The sequence below is a fragment of the Halovenus amylolytica genome (assembly GCA_004015825.1).
Lineage (GTDB): Archaea > Halobacteriota > Halobacteria > Halobacteriales > Haloarculaceae > Halovenus > Halovenus amylolytica.
In genome coordinates, this window is the sequence record ML137215.1 from 158,988 (window position 1) to 176,932 (window position 17,945).

General features: G+C 60.2%; 14 protein-coding genes. 4 read left to right on the top strand and 10 right to left on the bottom strand.

Annotated elements, in window-relative coordinates:
• Positions 1-166: 166 nt before the first annotated feature.
• The 5 genes from EOW68_RS00760 to gatC form a co-directional block, all read right to left on the bottom strand.
• Positions 167-2,653: a heavy metal translocating P-type ATPase gene (locus EOW68_RS00760; RefSeq protein WP_128223265.1), complete on the bottom strand. Its 2,487-nt coding sequence runs from the start codon at positions 2,651-2,653 to the stop codon at positions 167-169.
• 120 nt (positions 2,654-2,773) lie between these two features.
• Positions 2,774-3,190 (bottom strand): hypothetical protein, encoded by a 417-nt coding sequence (locus EOW68_RS00765; protein ID WP_128223266.1) that lies wholly within the window; start codon positions 3,188-3,190, stop codon positions 2,774-2,776.
• A gap of 39 nt (positions 3,191-3,229) precedes the next feature.
• Positions 3,230-3,652, bottom strand: a complete 423-nt coding sequence (locus EOW68_RS00770) for a CBS domain-containing protein (RefSeq protein WP_431358680.1) — start codon at positions 3,650-3,652, stop codon at positions 3,230-3,232.
• Between the two features lie 69 nt (positions 3,653-3,721).
• On the bottom strand, positions 3,722-4,996 hold the full coding sequence (gene gatA, locus EOW68_RS00775; RefSeq protein ID WP_128223267.1) for an Asp-tRNA(Asn)/Glu-tRNA(Gln) amidotransferase subunit GatA: 1,275 nt from the start codon (positions 4,994-4,996) through the stop codon (positions 3,722-3,724).
• Between the two features lie 3 nt (positions 4,997-4,999).
• The gene (gatC, locus tag EOW68_RS00780) at positions 5,000-5,278 is read right to left on the bottom strand and encodes an Asp-tRNA(Asn)/Glu-tRNA(Gln) amidotransferase subunit GatC (protein WP_128223268.1); all 279 of its coding nucleotides are present in this window, start codon (positions 5,276-5,278) and stop codon (positions 5,000-5,002) included.
• A gap of 167 nt (positions 5,279-5,445) precedes the next feature.
• On the opposite strand from gatC, the gene EOW68_RS00785 reads away from it, so the two are divergent.
• On the top strand, positions 5,446-6,420 hold the full coding sequence (locus EOW68_RS00785; RefSeq protein ID WP_128223269.1) for a transcription initiation factor IIB: 975 nt from the start codon (positions 5,446-5,448) through the stop codon (positions 6,418-6,420).
• 786 nt (positions 6,421-7,206) lie between these two features.
• Here EOW68_RS00785 and EOW68_RS00790 read toward each other — a convergent pair.
• The 3 genes from EOW68_RS00790 to EOW68_RS00800 all read right to left on the bottom strand — a co-directional run bounded on the left by EOW68_RS00790 (position 7,207) and on the right by EOW68_RS00800 (position 10,288).
• Complete coding sequence (locus EOW68_RS00790; RefSeq protein ID WP_128223270.1) at positions 7,207-8,115, bottom strand: ABC transporter substrate-binding protein; 909 nt, start codon at positions 8,113-8,115, stop codon at positions 7,207-7,209.
• 187 nt (positions 8,116-8,302) lie between these two features.
• Positions 8,303-8,602, bottom strand: coding sequence for a hypothetical protein (locus tag EOW68_RS00795; protein ID WP_128223271.1), 300 nt, complete (start codon positions 8,600-8,602; stop codon positions 8,303-8,305).
• 321 nt (positions 8,603-8,923) lie between these two features.
• A complete protein-coding gene (locus EOW68_RS00800; protein WP_128223272.1) occupies positions 8,924-10,288 on the bottom strand; it encodes an adenylosuccinate synthase in 1,365 nt (454 codons plus the stop codon).
• Between the two features lie 169 nt (positions 10,289-10,457).
• On the opposite strand from EOW68_RS00800, the gene EOW68_RS00805 reads away from it, so the two are divergent.
• Positions 10,458-10,763, top strand: coding sequence for a hypothetical protein (locus tag EOW68_RS00805; RefSeq protein ID WP_128223273.1), 306 nt, complete (start codon positions 10,458-10,460; stop codon positions 10,761-10,763).
• 16 nt (positions 10,764-10,779) lie between these two features.
• Here the strand turns inward: EOW68_RS00805 and EOW68_RS00810 are convergent, their stop codons facing one another.
• Positions 10,780-13,221 carry a DUF7527 domain-containing protein gene (locus tag EOW68_RS00810; protein ID WP_128223274.1) on the bottom strand — a complete coding sequence of 814 codons (2,442 nt, stop codon included), beginning with the start codon at positions 13,219-13,221 and terminating at the stop codon, positions 10,780-10,782.
• A gap of 105 nt (positions 13,222-13,326) precedes the next feature.
• Positions 13,327-15,027 (bottom strand): methylmalonyl-CoA mutase family protein, encoded by a 1,701-nt coding sequence (locus EOW68_RS00815; RefSeq protein ID WP_128223275.1) that lies wholly within the window; start codon positions 15,025-15,027, stop codon positions 13,327-13,329.
• A gap of 126 nt (positions 15,028-15,153) precedes the next feature.
• On the opposite strand from EOW68_RS00815, the gene EOW68_RS00820 reads away from it, so the two are divergent.
• Both EOW68_RS00820 and EOW68_RS00825 read left to right on the top strand, forming a co-directional pair.
• Positions 15,154-16,125 (top strand): beta-ribofuranosylaminobenzene 5'-phosphate synthase family protein, encoded by a 972-nt coding sequence (locus tag EOW68_RS00820; RefSeq protein ID WP_128223276.1) that lies wholly within the window; start codon positions 15,154-15,156, stop codon positions 16,123-16,125.
• Between the two features lie 894 nt (positions 16,126-17,019).
• Positions 17,020-17,865 carry an RAD55 family ATPase gene (locus tag EOW68_RS00825; protein ID WP_128223277.1) on the top strand — a complete coding sequence of 282 codons (846 nt, stop codon included), beginning with the start codon at positions 17,020-17,022 and terminating at the stop codon, positions 17,863-17,865.
• Positions 17,866-17,945: the final 80 nt, after the last annotated feature.

The window sequence follows — 17,945 nt, forward strand, 5'->3', positions numbered from 1 at the left end:
GGTGGGTTTTCTCTATAACACACCCCCATCTTTGTGTGGGGGCGGCCCCCCCCCCCCCCCCCCCCCGCTCCTCGAGAAACGTGGGCGAAAAAGGCTGCGCCTCGCTTTGCTCGGCGCAGGGAACCACGCTCACTTCGTTCGCGCGGATGCTTCTACCGGCGGAATATCACTCCGACAGCAACGGCCGCGAGGAGTTGAAGACGACGAGCAGACTCGAAAAGCCCATCGCGACGGCCGCAAAGAGCGGGTTGAGCAAGCCGGTCACTGCGAGCGGGATCGCGATCGCGTTGTAACAGAACGCCCAGCCGATGTTCTGCTTGACCCGGCTGTTCGCTGCCGCAGCCAGATCGAACACCGTCTCCAGTGAACCAAGCGAGTTCGTGGTGATCGCCACATCTGCCGCGTCGGCGGCGATTGCAGTGCCGCTTCCGAGGGCGATCCCGAGATCAGCCGTCGCGAGTGCTGGCGCGTCGTTCGTCCCGTCTCCGACCATCACAGTCTGCTTGCCCGCACCGTACCGACGGACAGTTTCGGCCTTCGCCTCCGGCGGAACGCCCGCGAACACCTGGTCGACTGCCGGATGGTTTGCGAACTGCTTCGTCGCCGTCTCGTTGTCGCCCGTGAGCACGGCAATCTCGACGTCCTGCTCGTCGAGGGTTTCGAGTGCCTGCTCCCATCCCTCGCGTGGTTCGTCGCCGACGACTGCGACTCCCTCGGCAGCGCCATCGGTTCCGACGACGACAGCCACGTTGCCCGCGTCTCTGGCCGTCGCTGCCTGTGCTTCGATCGCTTCCGGTACTGTCCAGCCCTGCTCGGTGAAGAGATCGACCCGTCCGACGAGCACCTCGGTCCCGTCGACTGTCCCCTCGACACCACTCGCGTGGCTTTCGAATCGCGTCACTCTGCTCTCCCTCGGAGCGGGCTCCGGTTGCGCAGACTCTTGGGACGCCTGGGGGCGATCGGCCACACCGCCATCGGTCTGTGCCTCGGCGGTGTCTTCCTGTTTCGGGCGGAACTCCTCGGCGATCGCCTCGGCAACCGGGTGTGCAGATCTACTTTCGAGTAGCGCTGCTTTCTCGAAGACGTCAGTCGGCCCGCTGGCCTCCTTGACTCGCATCTCACCGGTTGTGAGCGTCCCAGTCTTGTCGAAGATAACCACGTCGACATCGCGCAGTCGCTCGAAGATGGTCTCGTCGAAGACGACGATCCCCTTTTCGAGGGCTTCCCGGACACTCGATGCGATCGCGAGCGGCGTCGCAAGTCCGAGTGCACATGGACAGGAGACGATCAGCACAGTCAGCGCGACGAGCAGCGTCTCCGAGAAGGAAGCACCGAGGACGAGGTTCGCGACACCGACGACGGCGGCGAGGACGAGCACGAGCGGGACGAAGACGGTTGCCAGGCGGTCGGCCAGCTGCTGAATTCCGTGGTTCGCACTCTGGAGATTCCAGACCATATCCGTGATCCGGTCGACACTGCTCGTTGCACCCTCGCCGACCGCGACGACCAGCGACCCCTCCTGCAGAACCGAACCGCCGATCACCTCGTCACCAGCCCGCTTCCCGACGGGCATCGACTCGCCCGTGACGACCGCCTCGTCGACAGTCCCCTCACCCTCCGCGACGGTGCCGTCGACTGGAACGCGTTCTCCTTCCCGGACCAGGATCTCGTCACCTTCGACCAGTTCGGTCAGATCGACTGTCGTCGTCGAGCCATCGGTTTCGTACAGTCGTGCCTCGTCGACCTGCGCCTCGGTCAGCCCGGCGAGTTTCTCCGTCGCCTTCCCCTTGATCTGATTCTCGTAGTAGCTGCCCCCGGTGACGACGAGGATGATACCGACGGTTACGTCGTAGTAGATGTGAACCAGCCCGCTCTGGGTGATGATTGCGATAGTGCTGTACACCCACGCCGCACTCGCAGCGATCGCGACGAGCAGATCCATGTTCGGCTCGCGGGTTCGCGCACTGACGTAGGCTCCCTTCAGGATCGGTCCACCAGTGTAGAAGAGGACGATCGCCGAGACGAAGCCGACGGTGAAATAGAAGTAGGTCGCGGAGGTGCTCGCGAGCATCTCCGAGAGAAACTCTGCTGTCGCCGCGGGGTAGTACAGCCCACCGAAGTAGGTCGGATAGATGACGGCGACGTACTGCAGCATTACCATCATCCCAAAGAGGAGGCCGACGATGAGCCGCATCAGAATCTCGTCCTCCGCGCGGCGCTCTCCGAGCGGATCGCCCCGGGCGTAGGCCCGGTACCCCAGTCCGGTCAGCCGGTCGATCAGCCCGTCCTCGTCGACAGCATCGGGGTCGTGGTCGACACGGACGGTATCGGTGATGTAGCTCGCGTCGACAGCCCCAACGTCGCCGTCTTGCTGTGCGCGGGACTCGATGAACGTCTCGCAGGTCGCACAGTGCATCCCGTCGATCCGGAGGAACGTGGTCTCGTAGCCCTCCGGTGTTTCGACTTCCTCTTCCTCCAGTGCGTCCTTGATCTCTGTTTGATCTGCATCCGCGGAAAGGTCCTCACGGTCTTCGAGGGTTTCGTAGACCTGCGAACAGCCACGACAACAGAACGTCTGGCCGTCGTCGTTCGTGACAGGGGTCTTCGAGACCGGGAGATCACAGAGCGTACAGGGTTCGTGTTCAGTAACCATCTGGTGGTGTGTCGATCAGCGTTGTCTGGCGCAATCGATGCGGTCGTGTCGTCGACCGGCTTCAGTCGTTACTGGAGATTATGGGTGGATAATAAATACACTGTCGGTCCAGGGAAACACTCACACCGGCGTTTCCCGTTCAGAACTCTCCTCGTTACCGTTCCTACCGGAGAGGAAGAGGACGAGCAGATACAAGATCCCGAGCAATCTGGCTGCAGGTTCGACCCACGAACGGAGTTCGAGTTCACTGGAATTCTCGTAGGCAAACGACTGGCTGATCCGGATCAGTGGCTTCGGATACACGACTGCAACTGTGCCCGCGAGACCGAGTAGTTTGCTCGTGATCGGTGCGTTCTCGCGCCCTCGGACGAGCAGCCAGACGAAAATGACGCCCTCAAGACGAGCCAGCAGATCGGCACCAGGACGAAGAGTCGCCTCGTCTGGGTTTTCGAGCCCGATCCGTTCACACGCGTCGATCACCGCCTTCGGCAGGATAATTTCGACGACGCCGAACAGGATGAGGAGTGTGCGAATCATACACACGAAACGTCACGGAGCGGCTATAAATTAGTGCTGCTAGTTCGACCAGTCGTCCTGTCGTTTGATGTTGGCTCTGGCTTCCCGGACCTGCTCGGGCATCGTCTGTGCGATATCAGTCATCGTGACGATTCCGATCGGTTCGAAATCCTCGACGACGGGCAGTTTTTTGATGTTTTTCGTCTGCATGGTCTGGAGTGCACTCCTGACGGTGCGTGATCGCTTCGTCGTGAGCAGATCACTGGACATCGCACGCTCGACTGGGATCTCTTCGAGTTTCCCGCCTGCGTGATAGGCCCCCCGGAGTGCGTCCGATCTGGTGAGGATCCCCACTGCGTTGCCGTCGACAACGACCACGACACAGCCGACCCTGTGTTCGAGCATCTGCCCCATTGCATCGTGGATGGTCGTCTCCAGCTGGACGGTCACAGCAGGTGAAGACATCACCGCCTCGATCTGCATGATACCGTCTAACACGAACCGATACGTAACAGTTCGGGCCGTCTGTCGGTCCGGTAATGTCTCAACAGCTCAGGCGAGCGCACTCCCAGCACGGATGATCTGCTTCTCACCGAACGACTGACCGACGATCTGTAGACCGACGGGCAGTCCGGAGTCGTCACCGACCGGCACCGAGATCGCCGGCAGATTCGCCAGGTTGACAGGCGTCGTGTTCGCGTCGGCGAGGTACATCTTGAGCGGGTCGTCGAGACTCTCGCCCATTTCGAAGGGTGTGATCGGCATCGTCGGCGAGGCGAGCACGTCGGCGTCCTCGAAGGCCTCGTCGAAATCCTGCTGGACCCAGGCGCGGGCATCCTGTGCCTTCTTGTAGTATTTGTCCTGGTAGCCAGCAGAGAGTGCGTAGGTCCCGAGCAGAATCCGGCGTTTGACCTCCTCGCCGAAGCCCTCTTCCCGGGACCGGGCGAACGATTCGTTCCAGTTCCCGTCGTAGCCACCCGATTTGCCGTAGCGGACGCCGTCGAACCGGGCGAGATTCGAGGAGGCCTCGCTCATCGCGATCACGTAGTAGGCCTCGACAGCGTGTTCGAGACTCGGCAGGCTCACCTCGTGGTAGCTGGCACCCTGCTCTTCTAACTCTTCGACCGCGGCCCAGAACTGTTCGACGACGGTATCTTCTGCCCCATCGAGCAACTCCGTCGGAACGCCGATTTCGAGTCCCTCGACATCACCGTCTGCTGCGGCCGCGAACTCGTAATCAGTTCCGTGGTCGCGGGCGTCGTGAGTGGTGCCGTCGCGTTCGTCCGGGCCGGCGATCACTTCGAGCAGTTCGGCAGCATCCTCGACAGTCGGGGCGATCGGACCGATCTGTTCGAGACTGTTCGCGTAGGCGATCAACCCGTAGCGCGAGACGAGCCCGTAGGTTGGTTTGATGCCGACGACACCGCAGAACGCGGCCGGACATCGGACCGAACCTCCGGTGTCGGTCCCGAGTGCGAGATCGGCATCACCCGCGGCGACGACGGCAGCCGAACCGCCCGAGGAGCCACCAGGGACGTGACCCGGTGCGGCAGGGTTCTCTACCGGACCGAACGCCGAGGTTTCCGTCGTCGTTCCCATCCCGAACTCGTCCATGTTGGTCTTGCCGGGGATCGTCGCACCGGCATCGAGCAGGTTGTCGACAACGGTCGCGTCGTACGGCGGGACGTACTCTTCGAGCATCGCCGAGCCACAGGTCGTCCGGACGCCCTCCGTGGAGATATTGTCCTTGACGGCGACCGTCTTCCCGGCGAGTGGGCCATCCTCGCCGGCGATCTCTTCTTCTGTTATGTAGCCGTTGTGACTCATCTATCAGGACACCCGTGGACCCTTGAACTGCCCATCTTCACTCTCCGGTGCGTTCTGCAGTGCCTCTTCCTGGTCGAGACACTCCCTCCGTTCGTCCGGCCGCATCACGTTCGTTAGCTCGGGTTCCCGGTCCGTCTCGGGAACCTCGTCGAGCGTCTCGAAATACGAGAGAATATCGGCGAACTGCTCGGCAAACAGGGCTCGTTCCTCCTCGTTCAGTTCGACCCGGGCGAGTTCGGCGATGTGTTCGACCTCGTCGGGTCCGACGTCAAAATCGCTCATGCCTGTCGGGAGTGTTCACCGCCCACTAAGCGTTTCGATACAGCTTTGTGTTTCACAAAAAATAGCTGTTGTCAACAAACAGATTTTGCCGATAGTTTTAAGTTGCTCGGCATCTAATATAAATACACCGAGGGCATTTTCCCGCTTCCACCCTGGCCGAGACCAACATGACTGATACGACCACGAGACGGTACACACGCGAACGTGACGAAGAGGAAAACGAACAGTCGACGGAGGACGAGACGCTCGTCTGTCCGGAGTGTGGTGGCAAACTGGCATCTGACAGCGAACACGGCGAGACAGTCTGCAAGGAGTGTGGGCTCGTCGTCGAGGAAGACGAGATCGATCCCGGACCGGAATGGCGCGCGTTCGACTCCAAAGAAAAAGACGAGAAATCCCGTGTCGGTGCACCGACGACGAACATGATGCACGACAAAGGGCTGTCGACGAACATCGGCTGGCAGGACAAAGACGCCTACGGCAACGCTCTCTCCAGTCGCCAGCGCGAGAAGATGCAGCGACTGCGCACCTGGAACGAGCGGTTCCGAACCCGTGACTCCAAAGAGCGAAACCTCAAACAGGCACTCGGCGAGATCGACCGGATGGCCTCCGCACTCGGACTGCCGGAGAACGTCCGCGAAACCGCGAGTGTCATCTACCGCCGCGCGCTCGAAGAGGACCTCCTCCCGGGACGCTCCATCGAGGGTGTCGCGACGGCATCGCTGTACGCCGCAGCACGAAAGGCTGGCACGCCGCGCTCGCTCGACGAGTTGACGACAGTTTCGCGGGTCGAGAAAGACGAGATTGCCCGCACGTATCGCTACGTCGTCCGAGAACTCAATCTGGAGATCAAACCCGCAGATCCAGAGAGCTACGTTCCAAGATTCGTTTCGGATCTCGACCTCTCCGAGGAAGTCGAGCGCCGGGCACGCCAGCTCCTCCAGAACGCCAAACAAGAGGGCGTTCACTCCGGTAAATCACCGGTCGGACTCGCCGCAGCGGCCGTCTACGCGTCGTCGCTGCTCACGAACGAGAAGGTGACCCAGAGCGAGGTCAGCGAGGTCGCCAACATCTCGGAAGTGACGATCCGAAACCGGTATCACGAACTCCTCGAAGCCGAAGAGAGCGTCCCTGGACTGTAGCTGTTTTTTTAGCTGATTACAGGCGCGAAGCCCCCGTCCTCACGGAGCGAACGAAGTGAGCGAGTAGGGCGGGGATACAGCGTCCCCAGAAATCTTAGATTTCTGGTGTGCGAACGAATCGCTCCGCGATTCGTCCACGCCGTCATCGTTTAATATTCACTGCACTGCATAGCCTTACTACCCCTGCGGCCGATGTCGGTAGTACGATGCTCGCCACGCTTCCGATGGTGTGCAAGCGCGACAAGAAGCGCGCACTGTCGGTTGTGGCCGAGTGTCCACTCGGTAGGAGTGGGACACTCCGTACCGCCTGTGAAGGGAAGTCGCCTGCAGAGTCTGGAATCCCTCTGCCCACGTCGGGTATAAATTCCGACACAGAAACAGGAAGCCCTGTCCTCAACAAGCGAGGGGCAGGTAGCCCCGAGCGCGGTAGGTCAGGGTAGTTCACCCGAGCTTACGGTCTTCATCCTCGGGGTCATTCAAAAATCGAAGATTTCTGTGGACGCTGTATCCCCGTCCGACTGCGCTCCTTGTCCGCTGGCGTGGACTGCGGTGCTCCTTGAGGGAGGGGGCTTCGTGCCTGCAATCAGCTTTCGGTGTTGTGATACTGGTGGCTGTAAGAAATGAACGAATTTCGACCCGACGTGGGGTGGAATATTTGTCCGAATTGACAGCCACCAGTATGAGTGCTACGACGAACCCCTTGCCAGACGGAATATCGACAAACAGGTGACGAGTTGGATCGAGGACCGCGAACAGCACCGGGAGAGATTCGTTCGTGCTGTGGTTTCACGCTCCATCTGCGTTCCAATCCTCGGGGACGTACTGCTGGAAGTTGGGATCCTCCGAGACTGCCTGGGGGAAAAACAGCTGTTCACCCTCGACTGTGTACTCTTCGATTATTTTCTGTCCCTCACGGGAGGTCAGGAATCCGATGTACGCCATCGCGAGATCGTAGTTGACGTTTTCGTGAACACCGGGATTGACAGCGATGACCCCATATGGGTTCGCGAGGAGTTCGGGGCCGCCCTCGATCGGACCCTGGACGTAGATCGAGAGATCGAGTTCGGATCGCTGGGAGAGAAAGGTTCCCCGGTCGGACAGCGTGTATCCAGGTGTCAGATTCGCCTGGTTGAGCACCTGACCCATCCCTGAACCGGCTTCCCGATACCACTCACCGCCGGGGTCGACCCCTGCACTCTCCCAGATCGCGAGCTCTTTGGTATGCGTTCCGGAGTTGTCACCGCGTGAAATAAAGACAGATTCGCTGTCCGCAATCATCCGGAAGGCGTTCGTGGCCTCACTCATTCTGTCGATGCCAGCGGGGTCGTCCTCGGGCCCGACGACGACGAAATCGTTGAACATCAGATCCCGTCGGTTGATCCCGTTGCCGTCCCGCATGAATTCGTCTTCGAGAGAGCGGGCGTGGACCATGACCACGTCCGAGTCCCCCCGCCTGGCTGTTTCGAGTGCTGCTCCCGTCCCCTGTGCCACTGCTTCGACAGCTGCACCGAATCGCTCCTCGAAGGCAGCGTTGACCTCGTCGAGTAGTCCTGTATCGTAGGTACTCGTCGTGGTGGTGAGTGTCAGTGTTTCGTCGAGGATATCTGCACGCTGTTCCTGACCACTCCCGAGACAGCCCGCAAGCACGGTCGCAACCCCGCCAGTAGCAGCAGCGAGAAATGAACGCCGTTGCATGAGTTACGACATAACCAAAATACGTAACAAACTTAATTATTTTCCCGGCAATGTAACGATAATACGTCACACAACTCATATTTTCTACTCATCTTCGTTAACGTAACTGGTACTGGTTACAATGCATCAAAACGGAATACAAAAGTGGGCTCCCCGTCGCGGGTGGACGGTGGATCGAGGAACAACATCATTCGTCGTCCTCGTAATAGGAGAGTTCACGCCACGGTTCTTCTTCGTCCGGGTTGCGATAGGTGAAAAACGAATAGGATATAAAGGCGAGCATGAGTGCGAGATTCAGAACGAGGAGACCGAAACCAGCAGAAAAGTCCAGTGACGGGTTGTCTACCTGATACTCGTCCCACGTCTGCTGGTGATCGGTCTGTTCAGGAATCAGAGTCGGCCCCGGACCAGCAGGGACGATGACAAGTACTGCAACTGCCAGGACCACGAGCGCGAGGATCCCAATTACAGGCGTCGAGTCAGCCATTTTTTCGAATGGCGCTTTCTTGTTCGATCATGTGGGTATCTACCGTATCTCAGTGGACGATACCCCAACAGGATTTCGCTTGTGACGACGGAAAAACAGATCAATCGGCTGTATGCGGTAAACAGAGCCTTCTAGAGATGAGACGGGTACGATGGTGCCACTCGAATTATCAAACGTTCTGTCCATCGGTATCGCTCGGGCGATGTAGCGGCGATCAGAGTCAAGCAGTATCACCGATACTGTTAGATCCACCGTAGCGGCCCGATCAGGCAGAAAAAGGCCGCTTACGTCGACAGCGTGGCGTCCTGTCGCCGGCTACTATCATTCGAAGGGGTGTTCGACGACGATCGTCTCCTCTCGGCTCGGGCCGACACCGACGGCGTAGACCGGTGTGTCGAGTTCGTCACTCACGTAATCCAGATAGATACGTGCGTTCTCTGGAAGGGCGTCGTAGCCTTCCGAGGCTGCTGCTTCCCAGTCGATATTTTCCCAGCCGTCGAAGCGCCGGTAGTTCGGCTCGCAGTTCGCCCACTGCTCGGTCGTCGCCGGGACTGTCTGCAACTCATCGCCGTCGAGTGTGTAGGAGTGACAGATTTTCAGTTCCTCCAGCCCGGCCAGTGTGTCGACGTGGTTGACTGCCAGGCCGGTAAACCCACTCGCTCGGGTTGCGTGACGCAGGATCGGCATATCGAGATAGCCGACACGTCGTGGGCGGCCAGTCACAGTGCCGTACTCGCCACCCTCTTCACGGATGAACTCCGCGAGTTCCTCTTCCTGCTCTCCCGCCTCTCCCTCGTAGCCGGGCGTATCGCCTTCGACGCCGGCGAGTTCGGTCGGCATCGGGCCACTGCCGACCCGCGAGAGATACGCCTTCACGATCCCGATCACTTCACCGCCACCGACGACGCCGGGACTGATCCCAGTTCCCGTGGCAGCACCGCCTGCGGTCGGATTCGAGGAGGTGACGTAGGGGTAGTTGCCGTGGTCGATGTCGATGATCGTCCCCTGTGCTCCCTCGAAGACGACCTTTTTTCCGTCGTCGAGGGCGGAGGCGATGAAATCGCCCGCGTTGACCAGCATCCCTTCACGTTCGAGACGGTTTCCGTACTCGCGGTACTCCTCGTACAGCGCCTCGATATCGAACGCCTCGCCGGCCTCCACACCGAAGACATCCTCCGCGAGTGCCCGTTTCTGCGGGACAGCGTACTCCAGACGCTCCTTCAGTATATCGGGGTTTGCCAGATCACCGGCCCGGACCCCCCGCCGACCGGCCTTGTCCTCGTAGGTCGGACCGATCCCGCGACCGGTCGTTCCGACCTCCTGATCGTCCTCGCTTTTGGCCTCTTCTTCGATCCCATCGAGTCGGCGGTGGTACGGAAAGATAATGTGTGCACGCCGTGCGACCCGGACGTCGGGGTCGAGCCCGCGCTCCTGCAGCGCATCGATCTCCTCGAACAGCGTCCGGGGGTTGACAACACAGCCGTTGCCCAGCACGCCGGTTTTCCCGCGGACGACGCCGCTTGGAACGAGTGATAGTTTGTACTCTACATCATCGTGGACGACAGTGTGCCCGGCGTTGTCGCCTCCCTGGTACCGGGCAACGATGTCGGCGGGTTCGCCATATAGATCGACGATTCCGCCCTTGCCCTCGTCGCCGAGTTGTGCGCCGACGATTGTAACGGTCATCAGGGCCTAATTTCCGCCATTGCGGTAAACCCATTTCGGTCCGCTCTCGCCGAAGCTTTTATTACTGCTATCGACGAATCCTCTGCTCGTAGGCTGACCGCCGAATTCTCTCTGTTGTCCCGATCCGACAACAACCTTTAAATCCACCCATCACAAGTTAACAATTGCCATGATAGACAGACTCGAAAAAGAAGTGGATATGCTGGAACGCCATCTGCAGGTACTGCGGATGGTAATCGAAAACGAGCCGATCGGCATCGTCAAAATGTCCAACGAGACTGGCTACCCACACCACAAGGTTCGCTACTCGCTTCGCGTCCTCGAGGAAGAAAACCTCATCGAGCCGTCGAGCCAGGGTGCGATTACGACAGAGGATACCGAGGATTTCGTCGGCGATCTGGACGGCAAGATCGACCACATCGTCGAGAAGCTCGACGACATGAAAATCGACGAAGTTGCCGAAGTAGAAGGCTAACTGTCAGTCTTTTGCCTCAGAGTTCGGGCACGGCGAGATGGAAGTTTTCGGAGCGCGCCTCGACCAGACAGAGGTGATAGCCCTGTTTGCGCGACAGGTTGACGAAGCTTTTCCGTTTGTCACGGCTCAACAGCCCACCCTGTGTCGCCTGACTCGTCACTTCGAGCGCACCGGGGTCGAAAAAGCTCTCCGTCACGAGGAACGCACCCGAGAAGTCGTCGTTCGCCTGGCCGACACGTTCGGCCGAGGTGATCAGCCGCTCCATCATCGCCTGGGTGGTCGCCTCCCGTGTATCGTTGAGATTCGCCGCGAGCAACGGGTGGCCCATCCGATCACGGAGCACCACGTCGAAGGTCACCTGACTCTGGGTCTCCTGGCCGTCTTCGGTGTAGGTCACCTCGATCACGCCGGATAGCTCCGCCCTGTCGATCAGCGGGAGCACGTCGTAGAGATTTCCGAGTGCCTTCTCGTGACCCGTCTCCCGGACCTCGAAGAGGAGATCTCGGACGACCCAGCGGACGAACTGGAATTCGAGTGTCCCCTCCAGGAACTCGTCGTAGGCCTGCGCGCCGACGGAGACGGCGCTGGCGTCGAACTGCGTGTGTTTTTCGAGTCGCAGGTTCTCGTTGACCTCGTCTTTTCGGGTGCTCGCGCCGTGGGCTTTCTTCAGGGTGGCTTTCCCTTTCGAACGGTACCGGACGAAGATATCGGTGCCAGCGAGTGCTTCGTCGGCCGTCAGCCGGCGTTCGGCGTCTGCGGCTGCCCCGAGTTCGTCTTCCAGCCGTTCGATCTCGGTTTCGAGCCGTTCGACTTCCTCGGCCAGTTCGTCGCGTTCGGTCCGGACCGCGTCGAGTTCTGCCTCGAGTTCCTCGCGTCGCTCGGTGGCAGTGTCGAGTTCCGTTTCGAGTTCGTCGATCGTCTCCTCTCTCTGTTCCAGTTCCGTTTCGAGTTCCGACAGGCGTCCGTCGTCGGCCGCGGGCGGTTCCCCCTCGGCTGGCTGTGTCTGACGGGTCGACTCCTGGACAGGCGGTGACTGCTGGGCCCCTTGCTCCGGCCGCGGCTCCTGCTCCGTGGGCTGTGCCCGCGGGGTAGCGGGCTGTGTGCTCGACTGAGACTGTGTGTGCGATTCCTGCAGTGGGTCCTGACCAGCAGTTCCCTGTCCGCCACTCTGGTCTGGCTCCGGACTGGAGACGACAGCCGACTGTGACGATGTCCGGGCTGTCGACGTGTCGTCGGGCACAGACGTGTTGGACGGATCGATCGACGGAATCGACCTCGTTTCGAGATCACCACTCCCGGTTGCAGCTCCGGAGCGGCTGTTTCGAGTACTGGGTGCCTGACGACCCCCGGACTGCTGGGACTTGCCAGCACGTGAGTCGGATCGTGTCCCCTGCTGCCGAGGGGATTGTTCGGCCTGCGATCTTCTATTCGTCTGTGCACCCCGGCCCGGATCGGGCTGTGTGGTTCCCCCTCTCCGGGATTGCTGTGTCGAGTCCTGCCGTGGTTCGCTCTCCGACTGCTCGGTCCGGCCGGCGGCCGTCTGTGAGTTGTCAGTCGTGTCGGTCTTGGCCGTTCCGACGTTCTCTGTCGGGGTCGTTTCGGACGCTCGCTCCGCGACGGCCGCGGGATTTGCCGCACTCTCTGCGTCGGTTGCCGGCCCGGAGTCGCGGTCTGCGGTAGCCGTCTCGCCTTCTTCTGTGGTCGGAGTCCCGGCACTGTCGTCGTCTGTGGCCGGAGTCTGTTCGACCTGTGTCTGTCCACCGCGACGATCTGTTTCCCTGTCACCGCTGTCGGCCGTCTCCGGTTCGGACGCCACCGATTCCTCGGCTGTCTCCGTACTCGGCGCTGACTGCCCGGAGTCGTCGGCTCCATCGTCAGTTCCACCGTCTGCGGGGCCGGAGCCTGCCGGCTGACTCGTTGGCTCTGGTATCTCGACCGGCTCGATATCGACCTGTCGGACTTTGAAGATGCCGACCTCGTCGTCTGCTGTTTCGAAGGCCTCGTCGTCCTGGAGGAGTTTGCCCGACTCACCGACGTAGGCGACACTCATCGATTTGCCGGCCTGGTAGACGAGATAGTAATCCCCGCTGAGAACGTTCTCGGAGAGTTCGATGTAGCCGGTGAAACCGCCATCAGAGAGGGTCTTGTCGACTTTCGAGATACTGGTCTTCTCGGAGTAGTATTTCGCCCGGACCTCCTCGCCGCGTTCCTGCATGATCGCCAGCAGCGGGAGCGGTGGTGCTGGTGCCTCGTACACCGTGCCCGACGCGTCGTCGAAATCCTCGATCTCACCCATCCGAACGCCGACGACGACACCGTGTGTCATGTACAGCTCCGCCCCGCCGGCCCGGACGACGCCGGAAAACTCCCGGTCTGCGAGGTCGTGTAACTCGCGATACCCAGCCGAGAACGACTCCTGCGTCCAGTCGTCAATCTGGTCGACTACGCGCGTGCTCATTGTTTCCCACAAGTTTGATCCGAAACATATACTTTGCGGGCGCCTGACTGTCGCTGAACTGTCAGAATAGGCGGTCGAAAGAGTGCCTGACAAGGGCCGGTCAGGTCACGAAACATGGACTGTCTCCCGGTACGAGCCGTACTGCTGTTCGAACACGCTCATGATCTCTCCCATGGTCGCGTAGGTCTTCACTGCCTCGATTACTGCGGGGACGACGTTCTCGCCCGCTGCCGCTTTCTGTTCGACCGCTTCGAGCGCCGCTTCGACTGCCGCCTCGTCACGCTCGTCTTTGACAGATCCCAGTCGGTCACGCTGGCGTTCCTGAACGTCTTTATCGACTGTCAGGAGATTGGCCTCCCGCTCTTCCTCGATCGTGTACTTGTTGGCACCCACGACAGTTTCCTCGCCTGCCTCCACCCGTTTCTGGTACTCGAAGGCCGAGTCCTGGATTTCCCGCTGGAAGTAGCCATCCTCGATCCCCTGGAGAACGCCCGCTCGCATCGAGCCATCGCCCATCGATTTGATCTCCTCGATGTACGCCATCGTTTCTTCCTCGACCTGATCGGTGAGCGCCTCGACCGCGAAGGAACCGCCGAGGGGATCGATGATATCCGCCGCACCGGATTCGTCGGCGATGATCTGCTGGGTCCGGAGTGCGACCCTGACTGCTTTCTCGCTGGGGAGGGCGAGTGCCTCGTCGTAGCTGTTGGTGTGCAGGCTCTGTGTCCCGCCGAGAACGGCGGCGAGGGCCTGGATCGTGACACGGACGATGTTGTTCAGCGGCTGCTGTGCGGTCAGTGACTGGCCGGCAGTCTGTGTGTGGAATTTCAGTTTGCGCGCGTCGTCGCTCTCTGCGTCGTACCACTCGGCCATGATCCGCGACCAGATCCGCCGGCCAGCGCGGAACTTCGCGACCTCCTCGAAGATGGAGTTGTGCGAATTGAAAAAGAACGAGAGCGTCGGACCGAATTCCTCGACATCGAGCCCGCGAGCCAGGCAGTCCTCGACGTACGCCATCCCGTCAGCGAGCGTGAATGCGAGCTCCTGAACGGCAGTCGAGCCGGCCTCGCGGATGTGATAGCCCGAGACCGAGACGGGGTTGAACTTCGGCGTCTCCTCGACGGAGAACTCGATGATATCGGTCACGAGTCGCAGGGAGGGTTCCGGCGGTACGACCCACTCCTTCTGGGCGATAAACTCTTTGAACATGTCGTTCTGGAGGGTGCCCCTGATCTGCTCGCGCGGGACACCTTTCTTGTCTGCCAGGGCGAGATACATGGCGTAGATGACGACTGCGCTGGGATTGATCGTAAACGAGGTCGAGACCTCTCCGAGGTCGATCCCCTCGAAGAGGATCTCCATGTCCCGGAGTGTGTCGACGGCGACCCCCTCTTTGCCGACTTCGCCGTTGCTCATCCGGTGATCCGAGTCGATCCCCATCAGCGTCGGCATATCGAAGGCCGTCGAGAGCCCCGTCTGGCCCTCGTCGATCAGGTAGTGAAATCGGTCGTTGGTCTCCTCCGCAGTCCCGAAGCCGGCGAACTGGCGCATCGTCCACGTCCGCCCACGGTACATCGTCGGATAGACGCCGCGCGTAAACGGGGGCTCACCGGGAAAGCCGAGATCGCCGTTAAAATCCAGATCACCCACGTCGTTCGGTGTGTACAGCCTGTCGACGTCCATATTCGAAACGGTGGCGAACCGATCCTGGCGCTCGCCGTGTTTTTCGAGCACCGGATCGAGTCGTTCCCGTTCGAACTCCCCCCTGGCCTCGCGGATCGATTCGAGCTCCGCTTCGTCGAACATACTCTAGGGATAGGCGGCCACGACTCATCAAAATACCGGCAGTATGCGTGTTCCGCGCGGACGGACAGTCCGAGCCAGGGCTATCCGGACCGACGGTCTGATACTGTGGGCCGCCAAACACGGGGTATGACGACTGTCGAGGTCGAAACCGGGGCCAGGCTCCACTTCGGCTTCCAGAATCTCTCGCTGGCCCACGAGCGGCTGTACGGAGGGATCGGAGTCGGACTCACCACGCCGAAAATCAGGGTGTCAGCCGAGCCTGCGGACGGAGTTCACTGTGACGACGCTGCTATCGAGCCGTATCTACGCGATGTCGTCGAGGTGCTCGGTGTCGATGGAGTCGATCTCACAGTGCACGACCGGTTCGAGAGACACGTCGGTTTGGGCAGCGGGACACAGCTCGCACTCGCGGTCCTCGTTGGGACGGCACGAGCCCACGATCGGACGGTCGACCCACGGTCGCTGGCTCCGGAACTCGGCCGCGGCGGTCGCAGCGGCGTCGGCGTCGGAATCTTCGAATCGGGTGGCTTCGTCGTGGATGTCGGTCATCCGACGGAGCGATTTACCACTGCGCCGCCGGGCGCTGGTAGCTGGACGGTTCCGGAGCCGATCAATACCTGGACACTGCCGGACTCCTGGCGGTTCGTCGTGCTCACTCCGGAGGCCGAACAGGGTCAGAGCGGGGAGGCCGAAGACGAGAGCATCCGATCGATCGTCGAGCGTGCCGACGCCGGGATCGCCGACGACATCGCGACACTGCTGACCCGACGACTCTTGCCCGCCGTCGTCGAGGGTAATCTCGCCGCCTTTGGTGCTGCTGTTGCCCGACTCGGCCGACTCAACGGGGCGTGGTTCGCGGACGAACAGGGTGGTGTCTACCGGCCACCTGCCGGCGCTCTCATCGACTATCTCGACAGCGGCCGGTCAATTGTTGGGGCCGGGCAATCCTCCTGGGGACCGACTGTCTACGGTGTGACAGATCAAACGCGGAGCGAGCAGGCTGTCGAGCGTGCAGCGGACGCTCTCGACGAAGCGGGCGTGGCTGGACGCGTTCGACTCGTCGCACCGAGTGACTCGGGTGCGACGGTTCGTGACTGATACTGGTGGCGATATGTTCGTGAAGATAATTGAGAGGGCGTCTGTTGCACTGTCTCCTGCCCAACGCGTGCAATGTCTACGATGTGATCTCAAAAGAAAGAGTCCATTCGTTCAACACACTGCCCTCAGACGTACGCAACTGGAGCGTTGCATCTGACGACTCACTGGGAACGCCGAAGATCAACCAGCCAGTAGCGCTACTGTCCTCCGAAAGTTCTGTTGTAGGCGGAAACAGGGGCCCACTGACTGGATCGGAGATTGCTGAAGCAAGGCCATCCGGATCGTCTTGAAAAGTGACTTGATATGGCTCCCGAGTTTCTGCGCCTACTTCCAGACTGATACTGCCGGCTGTAAGAAACTGAAGAATTGCGTCACCCCGGGGTAGCGCATATCTTCACGAATTTACAGCCGGCAGTATGAACTGTGACGGTGTGGGGAGTTGTACTTCTGTATCTGCGGTGTTTTCCGCGGAGAGCTGAATGAGGAGTGTGTGAGATCCACTTCGTGAGGTGAATGGTGTTTCCTCATCGAGGACAAATTCGTCAGTCGATTCGATGCGATCAACAGTCAGACCGATTCCACTGTCGGTTGTATAGGCATCTTGCGAGGAATCGCTCTCCTGACCAGTAAGCTCAGAACACCCAGCAAGCGCTGTTGACAGAACAAGACCCGCGTACGTTCGTCGTCGCATACCAATGGGTTTGAACACACAGTATTGAATTGCTAGTATAGTTAGTCAACTAGGTAGTAAATGAGTTCTAATTCGATCTACGGATCCGCTGTAGTCGGCATACGGTTTCTATCAGTTCTGCGGGTGTCACCGGGCCCGAATACATCTCAAACCACGCCCAGATCCACCCGATACTTTAAGCGTTCAGGTGCGCACAACCGGGTATGAAGCGGCTACCATTCGGAATCAACCGGCTCGATAGCACCATCGGAGGTGGGGCGCCGCGGGGGAGCGTCGTGTTGCTCTCCGGCGAAGCCGGGGCGGGCGCACGGGAGTTCATGTCCACGACGGCAGTGATGAACGGGCTCGCACAGACCGGCGACGATCTGTTCGATCTCCACTACGGCGACATTGCAGACAAAGCGACGCTCCCCGACGAAATCCATTACATCTCTTTTACCGCCGAAGAAGACCAGCTACACAACGAGATCGAGATGACGATGGACGGCGAGATAGCTAGACGTGGCCTCGATGCCGTCGAGTTCAAATCACTCTCGAAGAATTACTTCCACGTCAGTCCCGTCCCGCGAAACTGGTACGCCGAGCAGACGACTGATATCACGAGTCTCCGGAAACGCCACGAGGATCGTGAGGGACTGTTGAGCGCGCTCGGCGATACGCTCAGCGAACGCGCCCCCGGAAACCTGGTCGTGATCGACTCGCTGTCCGATCTCGCCAGCGCAGTCGGCGACGGCGACACCCTCCAGTGGTCGGACGTAAACTACCTGATGAAAGGGCTGGAGAAAGCCAGCCACACCTGGGGTGGACTCATCCTGGTCCATCTCAACCACGAGACGGTCTCGAAGACACAGCACGGACAGTTGATCGACGCCTGCGGCGGAACGCTCAGATTCGAGTGGGAAACAGGTGGCTCCACCCGGGCCCGAACCCTGGTCGTCAAAAACTTCCGTGGCGTCCTCTCACAGATCGAGGCCGAAAACATCGTCAAATTCGAGACCGACTTCGGTGATGCCGGGTTCGATATTAGCGACGTGCGGAAGATACGGTGACAGCGGCCGGTACGCTCTCGGACACTGACAGCTGGACCTGAGATAAATAGTACTACATTGAAACTAACTGCTATCGAAAG